Below are 16,892 nucleotides of genomic sequence, written 5' to 3'. Positions count from 1 at the left end.
CTTTAGCGCCGCTCCTTCTTTTCGTTTTCATATATAATCTCTTATCTACACAACTCACGTAAATCAGCAAAAAGACGATCCGCTTCTTCCCAAGAAGATGCTTTTGCACCAGAAGCCATCGGATGCCCTCCGCCATTATATTGCATTGCTAATTTATTTATCACTGGTCCTTTTGAACGAAGACGAACACGAATCACATCGTCTTCCTCTAAAAATAGAACCCACGACTTTAATCCATCAATATTACCAAGTGCTCCAACAACACCGGATGCCTCAGAAGGAAGTACATCAAACTTTTCTAACACTTCTTTCGTTAATTTAATATAAGCTGCTCCTTCTTCTACCATCGTAAAGTTTTGTAAAATATAGCCGTTTAAACGAGCAATCTTTTCTTTCGTCTTATACATTTCATTATATAAATCTGTGAACTTCACATCCATATCAACAAGCTCACTTACATAACGAAGTGTTTTCGCTGTTGTATTCGGGAATAAGAAACGACCTGTATCCCCAACAATACCCGCTAAAATAAGACGAGCTGCTTCTTTCGTTATCTGTAATCCTTTATCTTTTCCATAACTGTAAAACTCATAAATCATTTCACTTGTAGAACTTGCTGTCGTATCTACCCACGTAATATCTCCGTACGGATCTTCATTCGGATGATGATCAATTTTAATTAACATCTTCCCTTTTGCATAGCGTTGATCGTCAACACGTTCTTGGTTCGCAGTATCACATACGATAACAAGTGCATTTTCATATACACTATCTTCAATATCATCCATTACTCGTAAATATTCTAGTGAAGGTTCATTGTACCCAACCGTATAAATATTTTTCTCTGGAAACGATTCTTGTAGAATTGTACCAAGACCTCCCTGTGAACCTAATGCATCTGGATCTGGACGCACATGACGATGAATAATAATTGTATCAAACTCTTTAATTGCTCTTAAAATTTGCTCATGCATATGTATAATCTCCTTTTTACTCAACTTCTTCACTTTAACGTGCAGTAAAAGCCCGATTGGTGCGGGCAAATCATTAGCGTAGAAACATCCTCACACTAATTAAAGTTTCACTTTATCCTCCATTATAACGGAAAGTATTTCATACATGCGAACAATTGCTTTATAATAAAAGTTAGAAAGTTTAGATATTTCTTTTTCTCTACTATTATTTTTCACAAAGCGATGGGAGCGTGCATTATGCCAGTATTAGTCTTCTGTATTATCGTCTCATTTATGTTGTACCTCTTCTACAAAACAAAATACTTTCGTACAAACCGCCCAATGGAGAAAGGTTGGCTCTCAGGAAAATCCGCAATGGCACTTGGTTCATTCGTCTTATTCTTTGGGATAAACCAATTCTTTTTAGAACTTTCAACCGCTCGAATTATCGTTGGTGTTTTATTTGTTCTATTTGGTAGTGCAAGTGTATTTAATGGATTTCGCCAATACAAACATTTCTTACCATTAGCAGTTGAAGAAGCTAAATCTGTCTGAATCAGCGCAAAAAAAGCATCAACATTGTGATGCTTTTTTACGTCCCTTAACTTTTAAAATCATATATGCAACAAAAGCAGAAGGTATATTAAAGGGGTTGCCTTGTACGTGAAAATGTAATTGTTCTTCTTCAAAAGACATTTTTTCATATAGTTCTCGCTGAGATAATCCTGTTCGTTTCTTTTTTTCATGTAAACCTTGTAAGTATAAATATTGAAACGGTATCATCACAAGAAAGTAAAATAGTGCGATTCCACCAAAGAAGAGCACTTCTGATGACATATTGCATACCACCTTCCTAAAATCCATTTCCTTACAATTCAATTGTAACATAGTATAAATTCTAATTAAATTAATATTCTGTTTTTTAGTTATACAATTGTCTCACCACATAATTCCTCTTCAGCATACTGAACATATCGCCGAATAAAAGCACCGGGATCTTTTCTAATAGGCTCGATATCAAGCCTTAATGGAATCTTTCCCGCCATATAAAAAATTCTCGAAGCAGTCCCAAGTCGAATAGCTGTTTCCGAAATATTTTCCCCATACCCCATCATGAAATTCCCCCATACAACTTCTAACTGTCCCGAAGCAATTAAATGTAATCTCGGAACACCAATATCAAACTCTTTATACCCAAATCCACATTCATCAAAATCGAGTAAATACCAATCCTCTTTGTCTACAAGAACATTACCAAAATGTATATCACCGTGAACAAATTGTTTTTCTCCTAGTTGATTTGAATTTGCGAGTTCTTGTATTCTTTCTGCAATTCTTATGCATTTATGCTTATCCGCATGCGATAGAAATGAAGCATTTAGTAATCGTTGTAAAGGCTCGTGGATTATCTTTTGCTCACTATATATAGGCCTTTCATAACCTCTCCAAGTTTGCGGCACTCTTTTGAGCACTTCATTTGTTTTTTCATGAAACTTTCGCATTAATGATCCGAGTTTTTCATAGTCCCTATCCCTTGGTTCTAAAATTTCACTTCCGTTTATAAACCTAAAGACAACAAAATACTGGATATTCCCTTCATCTTTCATAATAGGTGTGATTAAATCACCACATTTATTGACAACTACTTCTGGTACTAACATTTGTTTTTGTATCGCTATTAACCAATGTATTTCAGCTTCTATTTGCTCGGCTGTATAACGTCCCTCTCTATACTGCCTCACTACAAATTTATTTTTGTCCGATTCTAATATATATGTTTGATTTTCTCCCCCATGTAACAATGAAACTTTCGTAAAACTATTAAAATTATATTGCTTACATAACTGCTCTTTAATGTAAAAATCCATTCTTCTCCCCCTAGTTCATATAGTGAAGCGTAGTTTCCCTATCCAATTACACTATTATTATCTCTTAATGATTAGTAGCGTAAGCTTTCTTATCAACTAACAACCAATTTTCTATCCGTACTCATACATATCCTTCTATTTTTTCACTTCTCTATCCGAACTCTTACGTAACTTAAACAATAGCTTCAAAATCCAATAAAACAAAATAAAGTTAAAGAAAAAACCTAATGGATTAAACCAACATTCCCACACACCATAATAAACAAACGTTTCAGCTGGTACACCAAAGTAAAGAAAATCCGGCTCATTTTCTCCTGATATAGGAATCAAGGCACCTATACTAGCAAGAGTCAAACTTCCAAAATACAACCTCTTTTTAATAGCATTCATTCTTCTATGCGTTAAAACATGAATAATGATGAAACATACGACCACTAAAAAGAAAATGATTCCGCCCATTCACTTCCTCCTTATCGCTATGCCATTTCCGCATCTTCGAATTTTTCAGTATTTTTATTATACATATGAAATGATACGCTATTTATTTTTGTTTCTATCCTTTTAAATAAAAAAATGGAACAAACCAAAGCGGTCTGCTCCATCTTTTTACTTATCGATCAACTGCACCATAAGTAATGCTTTCCCGACAACATTACCTTCATGATGCACTTCTACATCAACCTTACCAAATTTACGTCCAATTTCTAATACTTTCGGATGAACCGATACAACATTGTCAATTTGAACTGGTTTTACGAAATAAATTGTTAAGTTCTCAACAATTAAATCACTCTTCTTTTGCGCACGAATAACGCGATTCGTTGCTTCCGTCACAATTGTTGTGAATACACCGTAAGATAACGTTCCGATTGAATTCGTCATTTGCGGCGTCACTGAAAATTGATATAAATGTTCATTTTTCGCTTCTTTCGGCGTCATAAATTGATTCGTTACAATATCATCGATTGTTTCGCCGACTTGTGGTTGACGCTGAATCATTTGTAGCGCCTGAAGTACATCTTGACGACTAATAATTCCTTGCAGTTTATTTCCTTCATCAACAACTGGAAGTAACTCAATACCTTCCCACACCATCATACGTGCTGCAGCTGCGACAGACATTTTACCGTTTACCGTAATTGGATGCTTTGTCATCACTTTATCAATTGGTGTTTCTTTCACGACACCAATCATATCTTTTGAAGTTACGATACCTAACACCTTTTTATTTTCATCAACAATTGGATAACGTCCATGCATCGTTTCTTCATTGTACGCATGCCATTGCTGCACTGTATCATTCGGCTTTAAATATAACGTCTCTTCAATTGGCGTTAAAATATCTTCAACGAGGACAATTTCTTTCTTAATAAGCTGATCGTAAATTGCACGGTTAATTAACGTCGCAACTGTAAATGTATCGTAACTACTTGAAATAATCGGCAGTTTTAATTCGTCTGCTAATTTCTTCACATGATCTTCCGTATCAAATCCGCCCGTAATTAATACCGCAGCTCCGGCTTCTAACGCTAATTGATGTGCGTTCGTACGGTTACCGATAATAAGTAAGTTTCCAGCTTCTGTATAGCGCATCATCGCTTCTAATTTCATTGCCCCGATTACGAATTTATTTAACGTTTTATGTAGGCCCTCTCTGCCCCCAAGTACTTGACCATCGACAATGTTAACGACTTCTGCATATGTCAGCTTTTCAATATTCTCTTTCTTCTTTTGTTCAATTCGTATTGTTCCGACACGTTCAATCGTACTAACATATCCTTTATTTTCTGCATCTTTAATTGCACGGTAAGCTGTCCCTTCACTTACACTCAAATCTTTCGCAATTTGCCTTACAGAAATTTTATGCCCTACTGGCAGGCCATTAATATGTTCTAAAATTTGGTTATGCTTGGTAGCCAAATGGTTTCACCATACTTTCTTTTCCCTAAATTCTTCATGTGTTGTATTTTCAGTATACTATATTTTCAAAACTGTTACACTCTCTCTTTATATATCTGTACTATTTTTTTTATAACAAAATACGCCTTACATTACACTACTTCTTCTATTACAACAATGTAATGGTATTGTCATCTCGTTCGATAGTTTGTCCAGCCGCTTCAATATACAATGAAGACAAGAAATGAAACAAAGGAGCGGATATATGATGAAAAAATTATTAGAAGTTGTAGGTGCTGTATTTTTAGCTTTCGTAGATGGAAAAAAAGTTGCAATGGAATTGAATGAAACACCTGAACAGCCACTTCCAAAAAGAAAAAAATCATCAAAACAAGTACAACCTTTAAAAGCTGTCCTACACACGTAAAAAACCCTTCACTTGTCTTTTCAAATGAAGGGTTTCTTTTCTATAGTGTAATACTTTCTCCAGCTTCTAATACTTTTCCTGTACAATTTTGTAGCTTTTCTACAAATTGATATGGGTCTTGTTCAATTACTGGGAACGTATTGTAATGCATCGGCACAACAGTTTTCGCCTGAACCCATTTTGCTGCTAAAACAGCATCTTCTGGCCCCATTGTGAAATTATCGCCAATTGGTAAAAATGCTATATCAATGTTATTCAGTTCCCCAATTAATTTCATATCAGAGAATAGAGCGGTATCTCCTGCATGGTATACAGTTTTCTCTTCTGCTGTAAATAAAATACCTGCTGGCATACCTGTATATGTAATCGTCTTATTTTCTTCATCAATATAACTAGAACCGTGGAATGCTTGTGTAAACTTCACTTTTCCGAAGTCAAATTCATGCGAACCACCAATATGCATCGGATGTGTATTTACACCTTGCCAACTTAAAAATGTCGCTAGTTCAAATGGTGCCACAACAACTGCATTATTTTTCTTCGCAAGCTCTACTGTATCTCCAACATGATCACCATGTCCATGCGATAAAAGAATTACATCTACTTTGACATCTTCAGCCTTTAAATCCGTTGTCGGATTTCCAGTTAAAAATGGATCAATTAAAATCACTTTTCCATTCGTTTCAATCTTTACAACTGAATGCCCGTGATAAGATACTTTCATTACTACATCCCTCCCCTATTCACATTCTCATTTTTTATTCTACATGATTTTTCAATTCCCTGTCTTTTCTAACATCTATTTACTTGTCATAACGCTTTCTTCCGATGTAAAGTTATATTTGTAATTAAATATCTCGGGGGTGCCAATCGATGAATGCTAGATTAGAAAATTTAATGCAATGGCTAAAAGAAAAAAACGTAGAAGCTGCGTTCTTAACTTCTACACCGAACGTCTTCTACATGACAAACTTCCACTGTGAACCACATGAAAGACTTCTTGGTATGTTTGTATTCCAAGAAAAAGAGCCTATTTTAATTTGCCCTAAAATGGAAGAAGGTCAAGCGCGTAACGCTGGCTGGGCACATGAAATTATCGGATTTACTGATACTGACAGACCATGGGATATGATTGCAAAAGCAATTAAAGACCGCGGCGTCAATGCAAATGCAGTTGCAATTGAAAAAGAACATTTAAACGTAGAACGCTACGAAGAATTAACAAAGTTATTCCCAAATGCAGCTTTCAAATCAGCTGAGGAAAAAGTTCGTGAACTTCGTTTAATTAAAGATGAAAAAGAACTTTCTATTTTACGCGAAGCAGCTAAAATGGCGGACTACGCTGTTGAAGTTGGTGTAAATGCAATAAAAGAAGATCGTAGTGAGCTAGAAGTATTAGCAATTATTGAACACGAATTAAAAACAAAAGGCATACATAAAATGTCATTTGATACGATGGTATTAGCAGGTGCAAACTCTGCTCTTCCACACGGTATTCCAGGTGCAAATAAAATGAAACGCGGCGATTTCGTACTATTTGATTTAGGCGTAATCATTGAAGGTTATTGCTCTGACATTACACGTACAGTGGCATTCGGTGAAATTTCTGAAGAACAAACTCGCATTTATAACACTGTACTTGCTGGACAACTACAAGCAGTTGAAGCATGTAAACCAGGTGTTACACTTGGCGCAATCGACAACGCTGCTCGTTCTGTTATCGCAGATGCAGGTTACGGGGACTTCTTCCCACACCGCCTTGGTCACGGGCTTGGAATTAGCGTACACGAATATCCAGATGTAAAAGCTGGTAACGAGTCTCCATTAAAAGAAGGTATGGTCTTCACAATCGAGCCAGGTATTTACGTACCAAACGTAGGTGGCGTTCGTATTGAAGATGATATTTACATCACAAAAGACGGATCAGAAATTTTAACGAAATTCCCGAAAGAATTACAATTTGTGAAATAATAAAAAAGGCAGCGTGATTGCTGCCTTTTTTCTTTCTCTACTATTTCAAATTTAACACCATCTTCTCCTCATACTTATCATCCCATTTAATCACAACCTCTATCGGTTCATCTTTAGATAGAGGCGCACAACTTACACAAGAAGACTTCATTTCAATCCTTGCTCCTTTATGAACTTCTGAAGTTTGCGTCATTGCACTAAAGGTTTCATTAATAGCAATATCTAAATTTTAAAATTCTGTATTCCCATCCCCGCCCTTATACTGAAACGTAAACATTCCATCTTCACTGTCGTCCTTAATATATCCTTTATATTGCCCCGTCCAACTTTTGCTCTCGCTAGAAAAAGTAACATACCAAATCGAACAACTCCCTAAAAAGAAAATACTTATAAAAAAGACTAATGCTCTCTTCATCATGCCCCTCCATTCAAAAGCAATTATTTATTGTCTATTTCTTCCTTTTATTATATTATAAAAATACAGAATTTTCTAAAACAGGAGGTTTATATGTTACAACAACAGTTAGAAAAAATTCGTAATAATAATTACATATTGGATAACACACTTAACATTGATTCTTTAAGCTCCAATATGCTTGAGCATATCGGTGTTACTGATAGCTATTTAAGAGACAAACTTATTTACTCTACTTTTTTTCATCTCATCAAAAAGGACTACATTTCACACACACAATTACAGAAACTATTATTAGAAAGCATGAGTGAAAAATATTTATTGTATAAAATTCATTCGGATGACGAAGATGCTGTATTTACCCGCGCATTTACGACATTATTACTTGCGCTCATTATTGATGCTGATACAAAATATAATTTCTTATCACAGAATGATATTTTAACTGTAAAAGATCAATTGATTCTATATATGAACAATGAACATGATTTCCGTGGATATGTTCAAGACCACGGCTGGGCACATAGTATCGCTCATGCTTCTGATACATTTGAAGCGCTTGTTCGTAGTCCTAAACTGGAAACTTTACATTACGAAGAAATATTACAAACTTTATTAAACAAAGTTTGTGTCCATTCTATTTACTACAAATATGAAGAAGACGAGCGACTCGTTTATCCGATTGTCTCAATGCTACAAAATAGTCTAAAGGAAGACGTACTCATATTAGCCCTTCATGACTTAGTAGCTCAATTACCAGTCCAAAAACAAACACTACATATTGAATCATACGAGTTTCTATACGGAAATATAAAATCTTTCCTACGCAGCTTATTTTTCAGACTACGTACACTTTCTATATGTGAAGAAACCGAATGCGAAATTGAAAAATTGCTACGAGAGCTTCCAAAATATTATTAAAAAAGAAGGCCACTCAAAAAGTGCCTTCTTCTATTTCACTAATATTTAATTGAAATTTCACGATCCAAACTGAGAAAAGATGGACAAGAATCGCAAACGCCATACATGCTCCGCTTAAAAAAGTTAGTATAGGATGCGAATACACGTGCCCTAATCCATAAGATATCGCCACGAAAAACATTGTTATGTAAATATAAATTGCTCCATGTATTTGCCTCATATTAACCTCCTTTTCCCATATTATAACATAAATTTTCTGATTATTCACATTAATCTCTTGTAATCAATATTTCTCAACTGTTACACCTCTAACAGCAGCCTTAATATACGGTGCTCCTTGTAAACTTTGTAAATCATCTGTTTTTCCTGTTACAACTACACCGTATATGGGTAGGTCTTTTGGTTTTATGTTTTTATTTCTTTATAGTTTGTCCTAAAAGATTCGTGATACCCTCTTTTATTTTCACTTAAAGATATCCAAATACAGCTTTTCTAAATGTTTATTATAATAAAGAGCACATCTATTTTGATGTGCTCTACACATATACTTTAGTAACATATGAATCATTTTTTTGAAACAAAGACTCCCACTCATCTCTCCCCAAACTATCGTTATGACTTAGTTGCCATAATAATTGAACGAGGATAAAACCCCAGCTTTTCATAAAACGATACAGCTTCATTTCCGTACACTACTGTTAATTCAATTTCATCTATCTTCTTCGCTTTAAACCATTCCACTGCACTATTCATTAATTTTAAACCAAATCCGTTTCTTCGGTATTTTTCATCAACGAATAAAACTTCAATCTTTCCGCTTACACTTTTACTATACGCTATACAAAACCCTAATATATCAGCTGTTTCCGCCTCAAATAATAATTCAATTCTATATTCTCCGTACTTTGAATTCTGTTTATAATTTTCAATACGTTCCTCAAATGTCATTCTTGGATAATCACCAGAAAAATGTTTTGATTTATTATTATGATATTCATGCAATTTATTTAAGGGTTCTCTTATTATTTCTATTTCATCGAGAGTGATATATTTATTACTAATTCTCATCCTACAGCATCTCCAATAATATATATTCCAACAAAAAAGAAGAACTTTTTACGGTTATAAAATACCAATCTATTATTTCATCGCTTCCTTCACAACATCTTGAATCATAACGACTTCTGTTTTCATATCAACAGACAGTGCTTCTTCATCAATACATTCATACCGAAACGCTAAGTGCTTTTTATCAATTTCATGATGAGAATTTTCGACAGGAATCCCGCCTTCTCCTTGCACAGAATACCAATATAAGCATTCTTCTCCATCTCTTATTTCCCGGAAAATTGTCTCAACGTACATCTTTTCGTCGTTTAGTGTCAAAAGCACTTCTTTCATATTGTCATTAAGAAGCTGCATCCATGCATCTACACGCTGACTTTTACCTTGTTTCACTTTGAATCTCGTTAACTCTACATTCATTTTTATTCCCCCGTTTTCTTGCGTACAAACAATCTATATTCTATTGGATGATTAAAACTTAATTTACTAGCTAGTTTTTGCGAAGGAATATTGTCTACATAACAATCCCAGCACGGTGTAATATCATTTTGCATGCAATGTTCAATGAACCGTGTTGCAACAGCTTGTGCTAATCCTTTTCCTTGATATGATTCATGCGTCACAATATCAATTTCAGCAAATCCATTCCCATTAAATATCGAAACACATTCAGCTACAATCATCCCATCTTGTTCTATACAAAATCCAAAGCCATTATTTAAAAATGCTTCAGTTGATCCCCAATATTCTTTATAATACACCTCTGTAAATTCATTGCTTCGTTCTATATCTCTTTTATCAATACGCTTCACTTCATATGTATTTTTGTTTGCATCTTGTTTTCTCTCTTCAAAAATTTCTCGTTGAAATTTCATTCGAGGCATGTCCCGAAGTCCATTACTAAAACGCCCTTCAATCATCATTTCCCACTCTTCAATTGAAGTGAAGAGTGTAAATCTCTTCTCTGTTTTTTCAATGGCCATTTTTAAATACGCAAATAAATCTTCGTTATAATTGTGATCATCCGTATCACCAAATAAATAATAGATACCGTTAGCTGTACGAATTAATCCTGCTGTTAACTTCTCGTTTGCAAAAATCTCACCATCTATCATTTGATCACATACCGCATAAGCAAACGTCGTCGTTCTTGTAAGACTTTCTAAAATCGGAAGGATTTTTCTATACTCATCTACAGATAATTTTTTCATAATTGCTCCACTTTAATCGTATCAGCCTCTATATTTTCAAAACAAAGATTTACTGTTCTCTTTAATGCTCTCGTTCTATGAATCGTGCATGCTGGAATTAAAATCGAATCATTCGGCTTTAACACCGCTGTTTCTCCATCTTCAAAATCGATAAGTAATTCTCCTTCTAATACAATGAATAATTCATCGGAATTAGAGTGATAGTGCCAATCGTATTCACCAGTAAATACAGCGATTCGTAAGCAATGACTATTTACATTTGAAACGACGAAGTTTTTATGTTGATCTTGAATGTCCTTTGTTAATTCTATTAAGTTCACAGTTTCCATCTTTCGTCCCACCCTTTCATTAGTCGTTCTTCTGAAAAAACAACTTAGTCTCCACCACCTCCGCAATCTCCTCCACTATCACTTGAGCTGCTACAATCGTTGCTACTGTAGTCACCGAATCCACTTGATGAGCTTGAAGCATCTGAAGATTTTTTTCTCATTTTTCTTTGCTTATCGTTCTTACTTTCATAACTAGGCCACACTTTATTAAATAATATAAAGAATAAGACTAGCTCTATTGCGACAAGGAGATACCCAAAAACATTCTCAATAATATTGGGTGTTATCCCAAAGCTGTAAAACACCCTAGCTGAATAAAGACACAAAATTACATACAGAGCCATACAAATATACCGAAATGTTTTCTCTATCATAATGACTATTTTTTGTGATAGAGGTATGTTCTGTTCCTGTTTTTTCTTCATATACTTTTGTCTTTTAACTTGCCTTTTCTTCCGCTTTTTACTCCCCATTAAATCTCCTCTTTCGACTTCTTTTTTCATTTAATTCCAAATTATCACAAAAAATAACATTATAACAAGCTATATTTCACGTAAAGTTTTGTTTACTTTTTGTAAAGTTTTATTTACTTATTACCTAAAAATGGATATAGTAAATGTAACAAATTTACAAAAAGGAGACTTTGTATATTTGATTAAAAATAAGGTGAAACAATTCCGCGTCGTTAGAGACATCACCCAAGAACAATTAGCTTCCTCTGTTCAAATCACTAGACAATCCCTCATCGCTATCGAGAAGAATAAATACAACCCGAGTTTAGAATTAGCATTGAAATTATGTGAGTTTTTCAACTGTAAAGTAGAAGATTTATTTCAATTAGATAAAACTGGGGAGGAAAAAGAATGAAAAACCCTTTTAATCAAAAGTTCATTTCGCATCTTACCTTTTTATTGTTAGGTTCAACTTTTCTTTATTTCACTAGTAATGATGAAGAAAAATTACTTCTGTCCTTCTATTCGCTGGCGTATTTATACTCTTAGACTCGATACTATTCGTAGTGAAACAAATATTCTTTAAGAAAAAAAAGAGCGATCCCGAAAAATATCCATTACCTGAGATGGATGAAAGAATCGAGAAGATGAGTTTAAAACTTATGGCGCAAATTTTTGGTCTCTCTCATTTAATCGGTTCTGCGATACTATTTATTTTATATATCACTGACAAAAATTCGATGATACGAGTTGAGTATGCCTTGTATTACTTATTCGGCATTCTTTTCTTTACAATGATGTTCGGATTGAAAATTGTAAAGAAACTAGACAATTAATCCAAGCAAAAAGCCCCTCCTTACAAAAGGAGGGGCTTACATGTATTTCTATTATGATAAAGCAGGAGCTTTTTCAAGAAGCTCTTTCGCATCAGCATATTGTAAACCGTGTGCTTCTGCAACTGCTTCGAATGTTACATATCCGTCTAATGTGTTAATACCTTTTAATAATGCAGTGTTGCCTAAGCAAGCATCTTTGTAGCCTTTGTTCGCAATTTGTACTGCATATGGTACCGTTACGTTTGTTAATGCAAGAGTTGATGTACGTGGAACTGCTCCTGGCATATTAGCAACTGCATAATGAACAACGCCATGTTTTTCGTAAGTTGGGTTGTCGTGAGTTGTAATACGGTCAGTTGTTTCGAAAATACCACCTTGGTCAATCGCGATATCTACAACGACAGAACCTGGTTCCATTGATTGAATCATTTCTTCTGTTACAAGTTTTGGCGCTTTTGCACCTGGAATTAATACCGCTCCAATAACAAGGTCAGATTCTTTTACAGCTTCTGCAATGTTGTATGGATTAGACATTAACGTTTTTACTTGGTTACCGAAAATGTCATCTAGTTGACGAAGACGCTCTGCACTTAAGTCAATGATTGTTACATCTGCACCTAAACCTACTGCAATCTTAGCTGCGTTTGTACCAGCTTGACCACCGCCGATAATTGTTACTTTGCCGCGTTTTACCCCTGGAACGCCTGCAAGTAAAATACCTTTACCGCCTTTGTTTTTCTCAAGGAATTGTGCACCGATTTGTGCAGACATACGACCAGCTACTTCACTCATAGGTGCAAGTAATGGTAAAGAACGATTGTCTAATTGCACTGTTTCGTATGCAATTGATACAACTTTGTTATCAATTAATGCTTTCGTTAATTCTGGTTCTGGAGCTAAGTGTAAGTATGTGAATAAAATTAAACCTTCGCGGAAATAGCCGTATTCACTTGCAACTGGCTCTTTTACCTTCATAACCATATCTTGATTCCATGCTTCTTCAGCAGTTTCAACAAGTTTCGCACCAGCTTGTACGTATTCTTCATCTGTAAAGCCTGATCCTATACCTGATCCTTTTTGAACAAAAACTTCATGACCATTTTGTACTAAATGTACCGCTCCCGCTGGCGTCATTGCCACACGGTTTTCATTGTTTTTAATTTCTGTTGGAATACCGATACGCATTATTAGTTCCCCCTTGAGTTATGAAATGACCCCTGAATCATTTTTTAAAGCGCTTTCTACGCTCTTATATTTTAACATAATATCTCAATATTTGACAAAAAATAATACGAGTTTTCCGATAGAATTAATCTTACATTAAAGGACAGTATTATCCGCACCTCTCAGCGTAAAGGATAAACTGTCCAATTATTCAAAACTTCACCTTATTTCGCTCTATCGATGTCTATGAATAACATCTACTGCACCAGTTACTTCAATAATTGTACCGGTAATCATATCGGAATCGTCTTCACATAAAAACGAAATCGTTCTTGCGATATCTTCACCTGTTCCAGATCTACCAATTGGTGTTTTATGTTCTTTCAATTGACGTGCTTCTTGAATTGTCGCTTCTTTCATTTCACCAATAATATCACCAGGACATACCATATTTGCAGTAATACCATATTCAGCTTCTTCGTAAGCAATTGTTTTCGTTAATGAAACAAGTCCTACTTTCGCTGCTGCAAAAGCTGAACGATAAATCCATCCCGGTGCGCTATCTGCCCCTTGGAATCCGTAATTAATAATACGGCCAAAGTTCTGTTTTCTCATAACCGGAACGACAAGTTTTAATAAATGAAATACCGCTGTTAAATTACCCTGAATCATTTCATTCCATTCGTCTTCTTCATAATCGACTAACTTTTTTCGTTCAAATACATATGGACCAGCATTATTAATTAAAAAGTCAATTTTACCAAAACGGCTTATCGCTTCTTCTACTATTTTATGTAAATCTTCCTTTTTCGTGACATCCGCTTGCACGAATTGTAGACGCTCTTCCATATTTTTATATGTTTCTTTCATCGTTTCCATAGCAGTTATATCGCTATGATATGTTACTGTTACTGAATACCCTTTAGCCAATAACTTTTCTGTTACTTGCTTTCCTAAACCTTTCGTACCGGCTGTAATGAGCGCGTGTCTCACAAACATGCCTCCTTTTAAATTGCTATACTTCATATGTAACAAGTTCTCGCCTCAATTACAACTAAAATGAATTAAAGCAAAGTTTTCAAAATTCTGTAACGTTTCCGGCAAGCACATTACCAAAATTTGCTTTATAATAAAGTTGTAAACGGTAATAAAAATGATTGGGAGGAATTTACTATGAATAATACATATACAAATATTTTAATCGCGGTGGATGGTTCTAAAGAAGCAGAAAGAGCTTTTAAAAAAGCAATTCAAGTCGCAAAACGCAACAATGCAACATTAACAATTGCTCATATCGTTGATGTAAAAGCATACTCAGCAGTAGAAGCTTATAGCCGCGCAATTGCTGAACGTGCAAATCTATTTGCAGAAGACTTATTAGAAGACTACAAAAAAACTGCGCTTGAAGCTGGCCTTGAAAAAATTGAAACTGTATTAGAATTTGGTAATCCTAAATCTAAAATTTCAAAAGAAATCGCTCCAAACCATAAAGTAGATTTAATTATGTGTGGTGCAACTGGTTTAAATGCTGTTGAGCGTTTCCTAATTGGTAGCGTCTCTGAACATATTATTCGCTATGCGAAATGCGATGTCCTTGTTGTTCGTGGTGATGAGGAGCAAGGTGATTTGTAATTCATAAATAAAACACCAAGTCCACATGTTTTACTGGTGGATAAGGGAAATGAAGCTTTAGGCTTGAATGAACAATAAATACATGTTGCTCAACAATGATAAAAAAGGAGTGGGTAATCCACTCCTTTTTTTCACGAATGTGTAAGAAGAATAAAGATGTTTCATTTTACTCATAAAAATAAATCTTCTCTGTTTTTCTCCACTCTTACATGGATTTTAAAATCCTCATTTTTTAATTGATTTTCTAATCAAGTTTAAACTGTATTCTACTTAATTCTTTGAGTAATTGGATGGTCATCTTTTAGTTGTAACAAATCCCATAAATTCCCGTACAAATCCTTGAATACTGCAACTATTCCATATTCTTGCTCTTTCGGCTCTCTCACAAATTCTATTCCTCTTGAAATCATTTCATTATAATCTCTCCAAAAATCGTCAGTATTTAAGAAAAGAAAAACTCTGCCGCCTGATTGGTTACCGATAAAGTAATCTTGCTCAGGTTTAGATGCTCTAGCCAGTAATATTGTGGTGCCGACTGAACCAGGAGGAGATACCACTACCCATCTTTTGTTTTGCTCTGGCTGATATATATCTTGGACTAGTGTGAAATTTAGTTTCTTTGTATAGAACTCTATTGCCTCATCGTAGTCTTTTACTACTAATGCGATATGAACTATTGATTGAACCATTATTATCCCTCCTATTATTACTGAATAAGCAAATTATAGTATAACATTAACACAGGCTCTTGTTTTTCTTCATTTCACATACTTCACTATAAATACAAGACAAACAACCACTACAACAGCTACTGCCAACACATATGACGGTAAGAACTTCAAAGACCATAGTGCCATCATTATCGTCGCAACCGTTAAGTACGTTTGCTTTGCATCTTCTGTCATTTTTTTACGAAGGCAGAATACATACAAATAACCGATTGGCGGCGTGATAAAGCAAAGAATATATATAATTTTAGATTTCAAATACCATTTTTGTTCCCCGAGCTTCTGTATATCTTCTTCTATTCTCTTATGCTCTTGCTCTCTCACTTCTTCTACAAGCGGATTTTCCTCTTCTCCTCGCTTTTCTTTCATATAAGGAAGAAAGTGCACGAAAAAATAGTATGCAAATACGAACGCTCCAAATCCAATATTTAATCTTTCTAACGGAATATGCTCACTAAAAAAAACAGCAGCAATCACTAAAGAAAAACAATACGTCGTCATCCAAAATGAACGTTTTCTCTTTTTCCGTTCCATTTCTTTTTTATCTTGTACATATTTTCTTTTCGAAAGCCATATCGAAATACAGCAATCTACTACAAATAGAATAAAGATAAATATCCCAACGTGTACTGTTTCTACATCCTCAAATGAAAAGATATTTGGGAATGCAACATGTAATACAATTAGCGTGTACAAAATTATCCCTATAAAATAAATACGTCTCATTTTCCATTCCTTTCTTATTTCCTAACTTTAGGTTAACATACATTTTTTAGAAATAGACGGACAAAATATATATGTTAAAAAAGGAGGATGCTATATGAATGATTCTGAACGTATTATTTTAGATGTGAACGGGAAAGAGCTCGAAATGTTAGATACAATCCGTACACATTTTAAAGAAAAACATGGTGTGGAACTAAGTAATGGTGCATTACTTAGAGATTTGATGGATATTGAGTATATTCGAATTACGGAAGATCGACATAAGTATGATTAACTTTAAGCAATAAAAATCACA

General features: G+C 34.7%; 23 protein-coding genes and 3 pseudogenes. 8 read left to right on the top strand and 18 right to left on the bottom strand.

The genetic code is table 11. The features are described from left to right. Positions 1-41: 41 nt before the first annotated feature. A complete protein-coding gene (locus DM800_RS06620; protein WP_087985387.1) occupies positions 42-974 on the bottom strand; it encodes a DHH family phosphoesterase in 933 nt (310 codons plus the stop codon). Positions 975-1,211: 237 nt separating this feature from the next. On the opposite strand from DM800_RS06620, the gene DM800_RS06610 reads away from it, so the two are divergent. Beyond that, a complete protein-coding gene (locus tag DM800_RS06610) occupies positions 1,212-1,508 on the top strand; it encodes a YtpI family protein (protein WP_088064553.1) in 297 nt (98 codons plus the stop codon). Between the two features lie 18 nt (positions 1,509-1,526). Here DM800_RS06610 and DM800_RS06605 read toward each other — a convergent pair whose 3' ends face one another. The 4 genes from DM800_RS06605 to DM800_RS06590 all read right to left on the bottom strand — a co-directional run bounded on the left by DM800_RS06605 (position 1,527) and on the right by DM800_RS06590 (position 4,741). Continuing rightward, the gene (locus DM800_RS06605; RefSeq protein WP_142291818.1) at positions 1,527-1,790 is read right to left on the bottom strand and encodes a DUF3949 domain-containing protein; all 264 of its coding nucleotides are present in this window, start codon (positions 1,788-1,790) and stop codon (positions 1,527-1,529) included. 89 nt (positions 1,791-1,879) lie between these two features. Next, positions 1,880-2,821 (bottom strand): phosphotransferase enzyme family protein, encoded by a 942-nt coding sequence (locus DM800_RS06600; protein WP_147786616.1) that lies wholly within the window; start codon positions 2,819-2,821, stop codon positions 1,880-1,882. A gap of 135 nt (positions 2,822-2,956) precedes the next feature. Next, complete coding sequence (locus tag DM800_RS06595) at positions 2,957-3,280, bottom strand: hypothetical protein (protein WP_147786615.1); 324 nt, start codon at positions 3,278-3,280, stop codon at positions 2,957-2,959. Between the two features lie 147 nt (positions 3,281-3,427). After that, a complete protein-coding gene (locus DM800_RS06590) occupies positions 3,428-4,741 on the bottom strand; it encodes a CBS domain-containing protein (protein ID WP_000201566.1) in 1,314 nt (437 codons plus the stop codon). Positions 4,742-4,985: 244 nt separating this feature from the next. Here DM800_RS06590 and DM800_RS29105 point away from each other — a divergent pair, with 244 nt between their 5' ends. After that, entirely contained in the window at positions 4,986-5,147 is a 162-nt protein-coding gene (locus tag DM800_RS29105) for a hypothetical protein (RefSeq protein ID WP_060486545.1), read from the top strand. A gap of 40 nt (positions 5,148-5,187) precedes the next feature. Here the strand turns inward: DM800_RS29105 and DM800_RS06585 are convergent, their stop codons facing one another. Then, positions 5,188-5,871: a metal-dependent hydrolase gene (locus DM800_RS06585; RefSeq protein ID WP_060486546.1), complete on the bottom strand. Its 684-nt coding sequence runs from the start codon at positions 5,869-5,871 to the stop codon at positions 5,188-5,190. A gap of 149 nt (positions 5,872-6,020) precedes the next feature. Between DM800_RS06585 and pepQ the strand changes: the two genes are divergently transcribed. Then, positions 6,021-7,118 carry a Xaa-Pro dipeptidase gene (gene pepQ / locus DM800_RS06580; RefSeq protein WP_088064556.1) on the top strand — a complete coding sequence of 366 codons (1,098 nt, stop codon included), beginning with the start codon at positions 6,021-6,023 and terminating at the stop codon, positions 7,116-7,118. 40 nt (positions 7,119-7,158) lie between these two features. On the opposite strand, the pseudogene DM800_RS06575 reads toward pepQ, so the two are convergent. Next, positions 7,159-7,533 (bottom strand): annotated as a pseudogene (locus DM800_RS06575) (hypothetical protein). 93 nt (positions 7,534-7,626) lie between these two features. Between DM800_RS06575 and DM800_RS06570 the strand changes: the two are divergent. Further along, complete coding sequence (locus tag DM800_RS06570; protein ID WP_147786614.1) at positions 7,627-8,454, top strand: DUF2785 domain-containing protein; 828 nt, start codon at positions 7,627-7,629, stop codon at positions 8,452-8,454. 13 nt (positions 8,455-8,467) lie between these two features. On the opposite strand, the gene DM800_RS06565 is transcribed toward DM800_RS06570, so the two are convergent. From DM800_RS06565 to DM800_RS06535, 7 genes and pseudogenes are all read right to left on the bottom strand, one after another. After that, on the bottom strand, positions 8,468-8,674 hold the full coding sequence (locus DM800_RS06565; protein WP_001248904.1) for a hypothetical protein: 207 nt from the start codon (positions 8,672-8,674) through the stop codon (positions 8,468-8,470). Between the two features lie 63 nt (positions 8,675-8,737). Next, positions 8,738-8,928 (bottom strand): annotated as a pseudogene (locus tag DM800_RS06560) (anti sigma factor C-terminal domain-containing protein); the annotation flags it as partial. Positions 8,929-9,066: 138 nt separating this feature from the next. Then, positions 9,067-9,522, bottom strand: coding sequence for a GNAT family N-acetyltransferase (locus DM800_RS06555; protein ID WP_097889200.1), 456 nt, complete (start codon positions 9,520-9,522; stop codon positions 9,067-9,069). A 72-nt stretch (positions 9,523-9,594) separates the two neighbouring features. Next, positions 9,595-9,939 (bottom strand): DUF6176 family protein, encoded by a 345-nt coding sequence (locus DM800_RS06550; RefSeq protein ID WP_147786613.1) that lies wholly within the window; start codon positions 9,937-9,939, stop codon positions 9,595-9,597. A gap of 2 nt (positions 9,940-9,941) precedes the next feature. Continuing rightward, the gene (locus DM800_RS06545) at positions 9,942-10,730 is read right to left on the bottom strand and encodes a GNAT family N-acetyltransferase (protein WP_147786612.1); all 789 of its coding nucleotides are present in this window, start codon (positions 10,728-10,730) and stop codon (positions 9,942-9,944) included. After that, on the bottom strand, positions 10,727-11,059 hold the full coding sequence (locus DM800_RS06540; protein ID WP_000450941.1) for a cupin domain-containing protein: 333 nt from the start codon (positions 11,057-11,059) through the stop codon (positions 10,727-10,729). The genes DM800_RS06545 and DM800_RS06540 overlap by 4 nt, the downstream gene beginning before the upstream one ends. 44 nt (positions 11,060-11,103) lie before the next feature. Further along, positions 11,104-11,532: a hypothetical protein gene (locus DM800_RS06535; protein WP_088064561.1), complete on the bottom strand. Its 429-nt coding sequence runs from the start codon at positions 11,530-11,532 to the stop codon at positions 11,104-11,106. 178 nt (positions 11,533-11,710) lie between these two features. Here DM800_RS06535 and DM800_RS06530 point away from each other — a divergent pair, with 178 nt between their 5' ends. Together DM800_RS06530 and DM800_RS29560 are read left to right on the top strand one after the other, a co-directional pair. Next, on the top strand, positions 11,711-11,926 hold the full coding sequence (locus DM800_RS06530; RefSeq protein ID WP_000594567.1) for a helix-turn-helix transcriptional regulator: 216 nt from the start codon (positions 11,711-11,713) through the stop codon (positions 11,924-11,926). Continuing rightward, a pseudogene (locus DM800_RS29560) lies at positions 11,923-12,347 on the top strand (hypothetical protein). Before DM800_RS06530 ends, DM800_RS29560 begins: the two are co-directional and overlap by 4 nt. Before the next feature lie 51 nt (positions 12,348-12,398). Here DM800_RS29560 and ald read toward each other — a convergent pair. After that, positions 12,399-13,532, bottom strand: coding sequence for an alanine dehydrogenase (gene ald, locus DM800_RS06520; RefSeq protein ID WP_046956217.1), 1,134 nt, complete (start codon positions 13,530-13,532; stop codon positions 12,399-12,401). A 213-nt stretch (positions 13,533-13,745) separates the two neighbouring features. Then, positions 13,746-14,537, bottom strand: coding sequence for an SDR family oxidoreductase (locus DM800_RS06515; protein WP_060486605.1), 792 nt, complete (start codon positions 14,535-14,537; stop codon positions 13,746-13,748). A gap of 147 nt (positions 14,538-14,684) precedes the next feature. Between DM800_RS06515 and DM800_RS06510 the strand changes: the two genes are divergently transcribed. Next, positions 14,685-15,143, top strand: a complete 459-nt coding sequence (locus DM800_RS06510) for a universal stress protein (protein ID WP_001066680.1) — start codon at positions 14,685-14,687, stop codon at positions 15,141-15,143. Between the two features lie 266 nt (positions 15,144-15,409). Here the strand turns inward: DM800_RS06510 and DM800_RS06505 are convergent, their stop codons facing one another. Next, a complete protein-coding gene (locus DM800_RS06505; protein WP_147786610.1) occupies positions 15,410-15,832 on the bottom strand; it encodes a VOC family protein in 423 nt (140 codons plus the stop codon). A 69-nt stretch (positions 15,833-15,901) separates the two neighbouring features. Beyond that, entirely contained in the window at positions 15,902-16,597 is a 696-nt protein-coding gene (locus DM800_RS06500; RefSeq protein WP_147786609.1) for a hypothetical protein, read from the bottom strand. 94 nt (positions 16,598-16,691) lie between these two features. On the opposite strand from DM800_RS06500, the gene DM800_RS06495 reads away from it, so the two are divergent. After that, on the top strand, positions 16,692-16,871 hold the full coding sequence (locus DM800_RS06495; protein ID WP_046956214.1) for a hypothetical protein: 180 nt from the start codon (positions 16,692-16,694) through the stop codon (positions 16,869-16,871). Positions 16,872-16,892 lie beyond the last annotated feature (21 nt).

The sequence above is a fragment of the Bacillus sp. AY18-3 genome, assembly GCF_008042305.1.
In the GTDB taxonomy this organism is placed as follows: Bacteria; Bacillota; Bacilli; order Bacillales; family Bacillaceae_G; genus Bacillus_A; species Bacillus_A wiedmannii.
This window is presented reverse-complemented; position numbering and strand designations above follow the sequence as displayed.

What these genes read in the sequence shown, in the direction of transcription:
- DM800_RS06620 (WP_087985387.1), bottom strand. Translation starts at nt 974, where the DNA reads ATGCATGAGCAAATTTTAAGAGCAATTAAAGAGTTTGATACAATTATT.
- DM800_RS06610 (WP_088064553.1), top strand. Translation starts at nt 1,212, where the DNA reads ATGCCAGTATTAGTCTTCTGTATTATCGTCTCATTTATGTTGTACCTC.
- DM800_RS06605 (WP_142291818.1), bottom strand. Translation starts at nt 1,790, where the DNA reads ATGTCATCAGAAGTGCTCTTCTTTGGTGGAATCGCACTATTTTACTTT.
- DM800_RS06600 (WP_147786616.1), bottom strand. Translation starts at nt 2,821, where the DNA reads ATGGATTTTTACATTAAAGAGCAGTTATGTAAGCAATATAATTTTAAT.
- DM800_RS06595 (WP_147786615.1), bottom strand. Translation starts at nt 3,280, where the DNA reads ATGGGCGGAATCATTTTCTTTTTAGTGGTCGTATGTTTCATCATTATT.
- DM800_RS29105 (WP_060486545.1), top strand. Translation starts at nt 4,986, where the DNA reads ATGATGAAAAAATTATTAGAAGTTGTAGGTGCTGTATTTTTAGCTTTC.
- DM800_RS06585 (WP_060486546.1), bottom strand. Translation starts at nt 5,871, where the DNA reads ATGAAAGTATCTTATCACGGGCATTCAGTTGTAAAGATTGAAACGAAT.
- pepQ (WP_088064556.1), top strand. Translation starts at nt 6,021, where the DNA reads ATGAATGCTAGATTAGAAAATTTAATGCAATGGCTAAAAGAAAAAAAC.
- DM800_RS06570 (WP_147786614.1), top strand. Translation starts at nt 7,627, where the DNA reads ATGTTACAACAACAGTTAGAAAAAATTCGTAATAATAATTACATATTG.
- DM800_RS06565 (WP_001248904.1), bottom strand. Translation starts at nt 8,674, where the DNA reads ATGAGGCAAATACATGGAGCAATTTATATTTACATAACAATGTTTTTC.
- DM800_RS06555 (WP_097889200.1), bottom strand. Translation starts at nt 9,522, where the DNA reads ATGAGAATTAGTAATAAATATATCACTCTCGATGAAATAGAAATAATA.
- DM800_RS06550 (WP_147786613.1), bottom strand. Translation starts at nt 9,939, where the DNA reads ATGAATGTAGAGTTAACGAGATTCAAAGTGAAACAAGGTAAAAGTCAG.
- DM800_RS06545 (WP_147786612.1), bottom strand. Translation starts at nt 10,730, where the DNA reads ATGAAAAAATTATCTGTAGATGAGTATAGAAAAATCCTTCCGATTTTA.
- DM800_RS06540 (WP_000450941.1), bottom strand. Translation starts at nt 11,059, where the DNA reads ATGGAAACTGTGAACTTAATAGAATTAACAAAGGACATTCAAGATCAA.
- DM800_RS06535 (WP_088064561.1), bottom strand. Translation starts at nt 11,532, where the DNA reads ATGGGGAGTAAAAAGCGGAAGAAAAGGCAAGTTAAAAGACAAAAGTAT.
- ald (WP_046956217.1), bottom strand. Translation starts at nt 13,532, where the DNA reads ATGCGTATCGGTATTCCAACAGAAATTAAAAACAATGAAAACCGTGTG.
- DM800_RS06515 (WP_060486605.1), bottom strand. Translation starts at nt 14,537, where the DNA reads ATGAAGTATAGCAATTTAAAAGGAGGCATGTTTGTGAGACACGCGCTC.
- DM800_RS06510 (WP_001066680.1), top strand. Translation starts at nt 14,685, where the DNA reads ATGAATAATACATATACAAATATTTTAATCGCGGTGGATGGTTCTAAA.
- DM800_RS06505 (WP_147786610.1), bottom strand. Translation starts at nt 15,832, where the DNA reads ATGGTTCAATCAATAGTTCATATCGCATTAGTAGTAAAAGACTACGAT.
- DM800_RS06500 (WP_147786609.1), bottom strand. Translation starts at nt 16,597, where the DNA reads ATGAGACGTATTTATTTTATAGGGATAATTTTGTACACGCTAATTGTA.
- DM800_RS06495 (WP_046956214.1), top strand. Translation starts at nt 16,692, where the DNA reads ATGAATGATTCTGAACGTATTATTTTAGATGTGAACGGGAAAGAGCTC.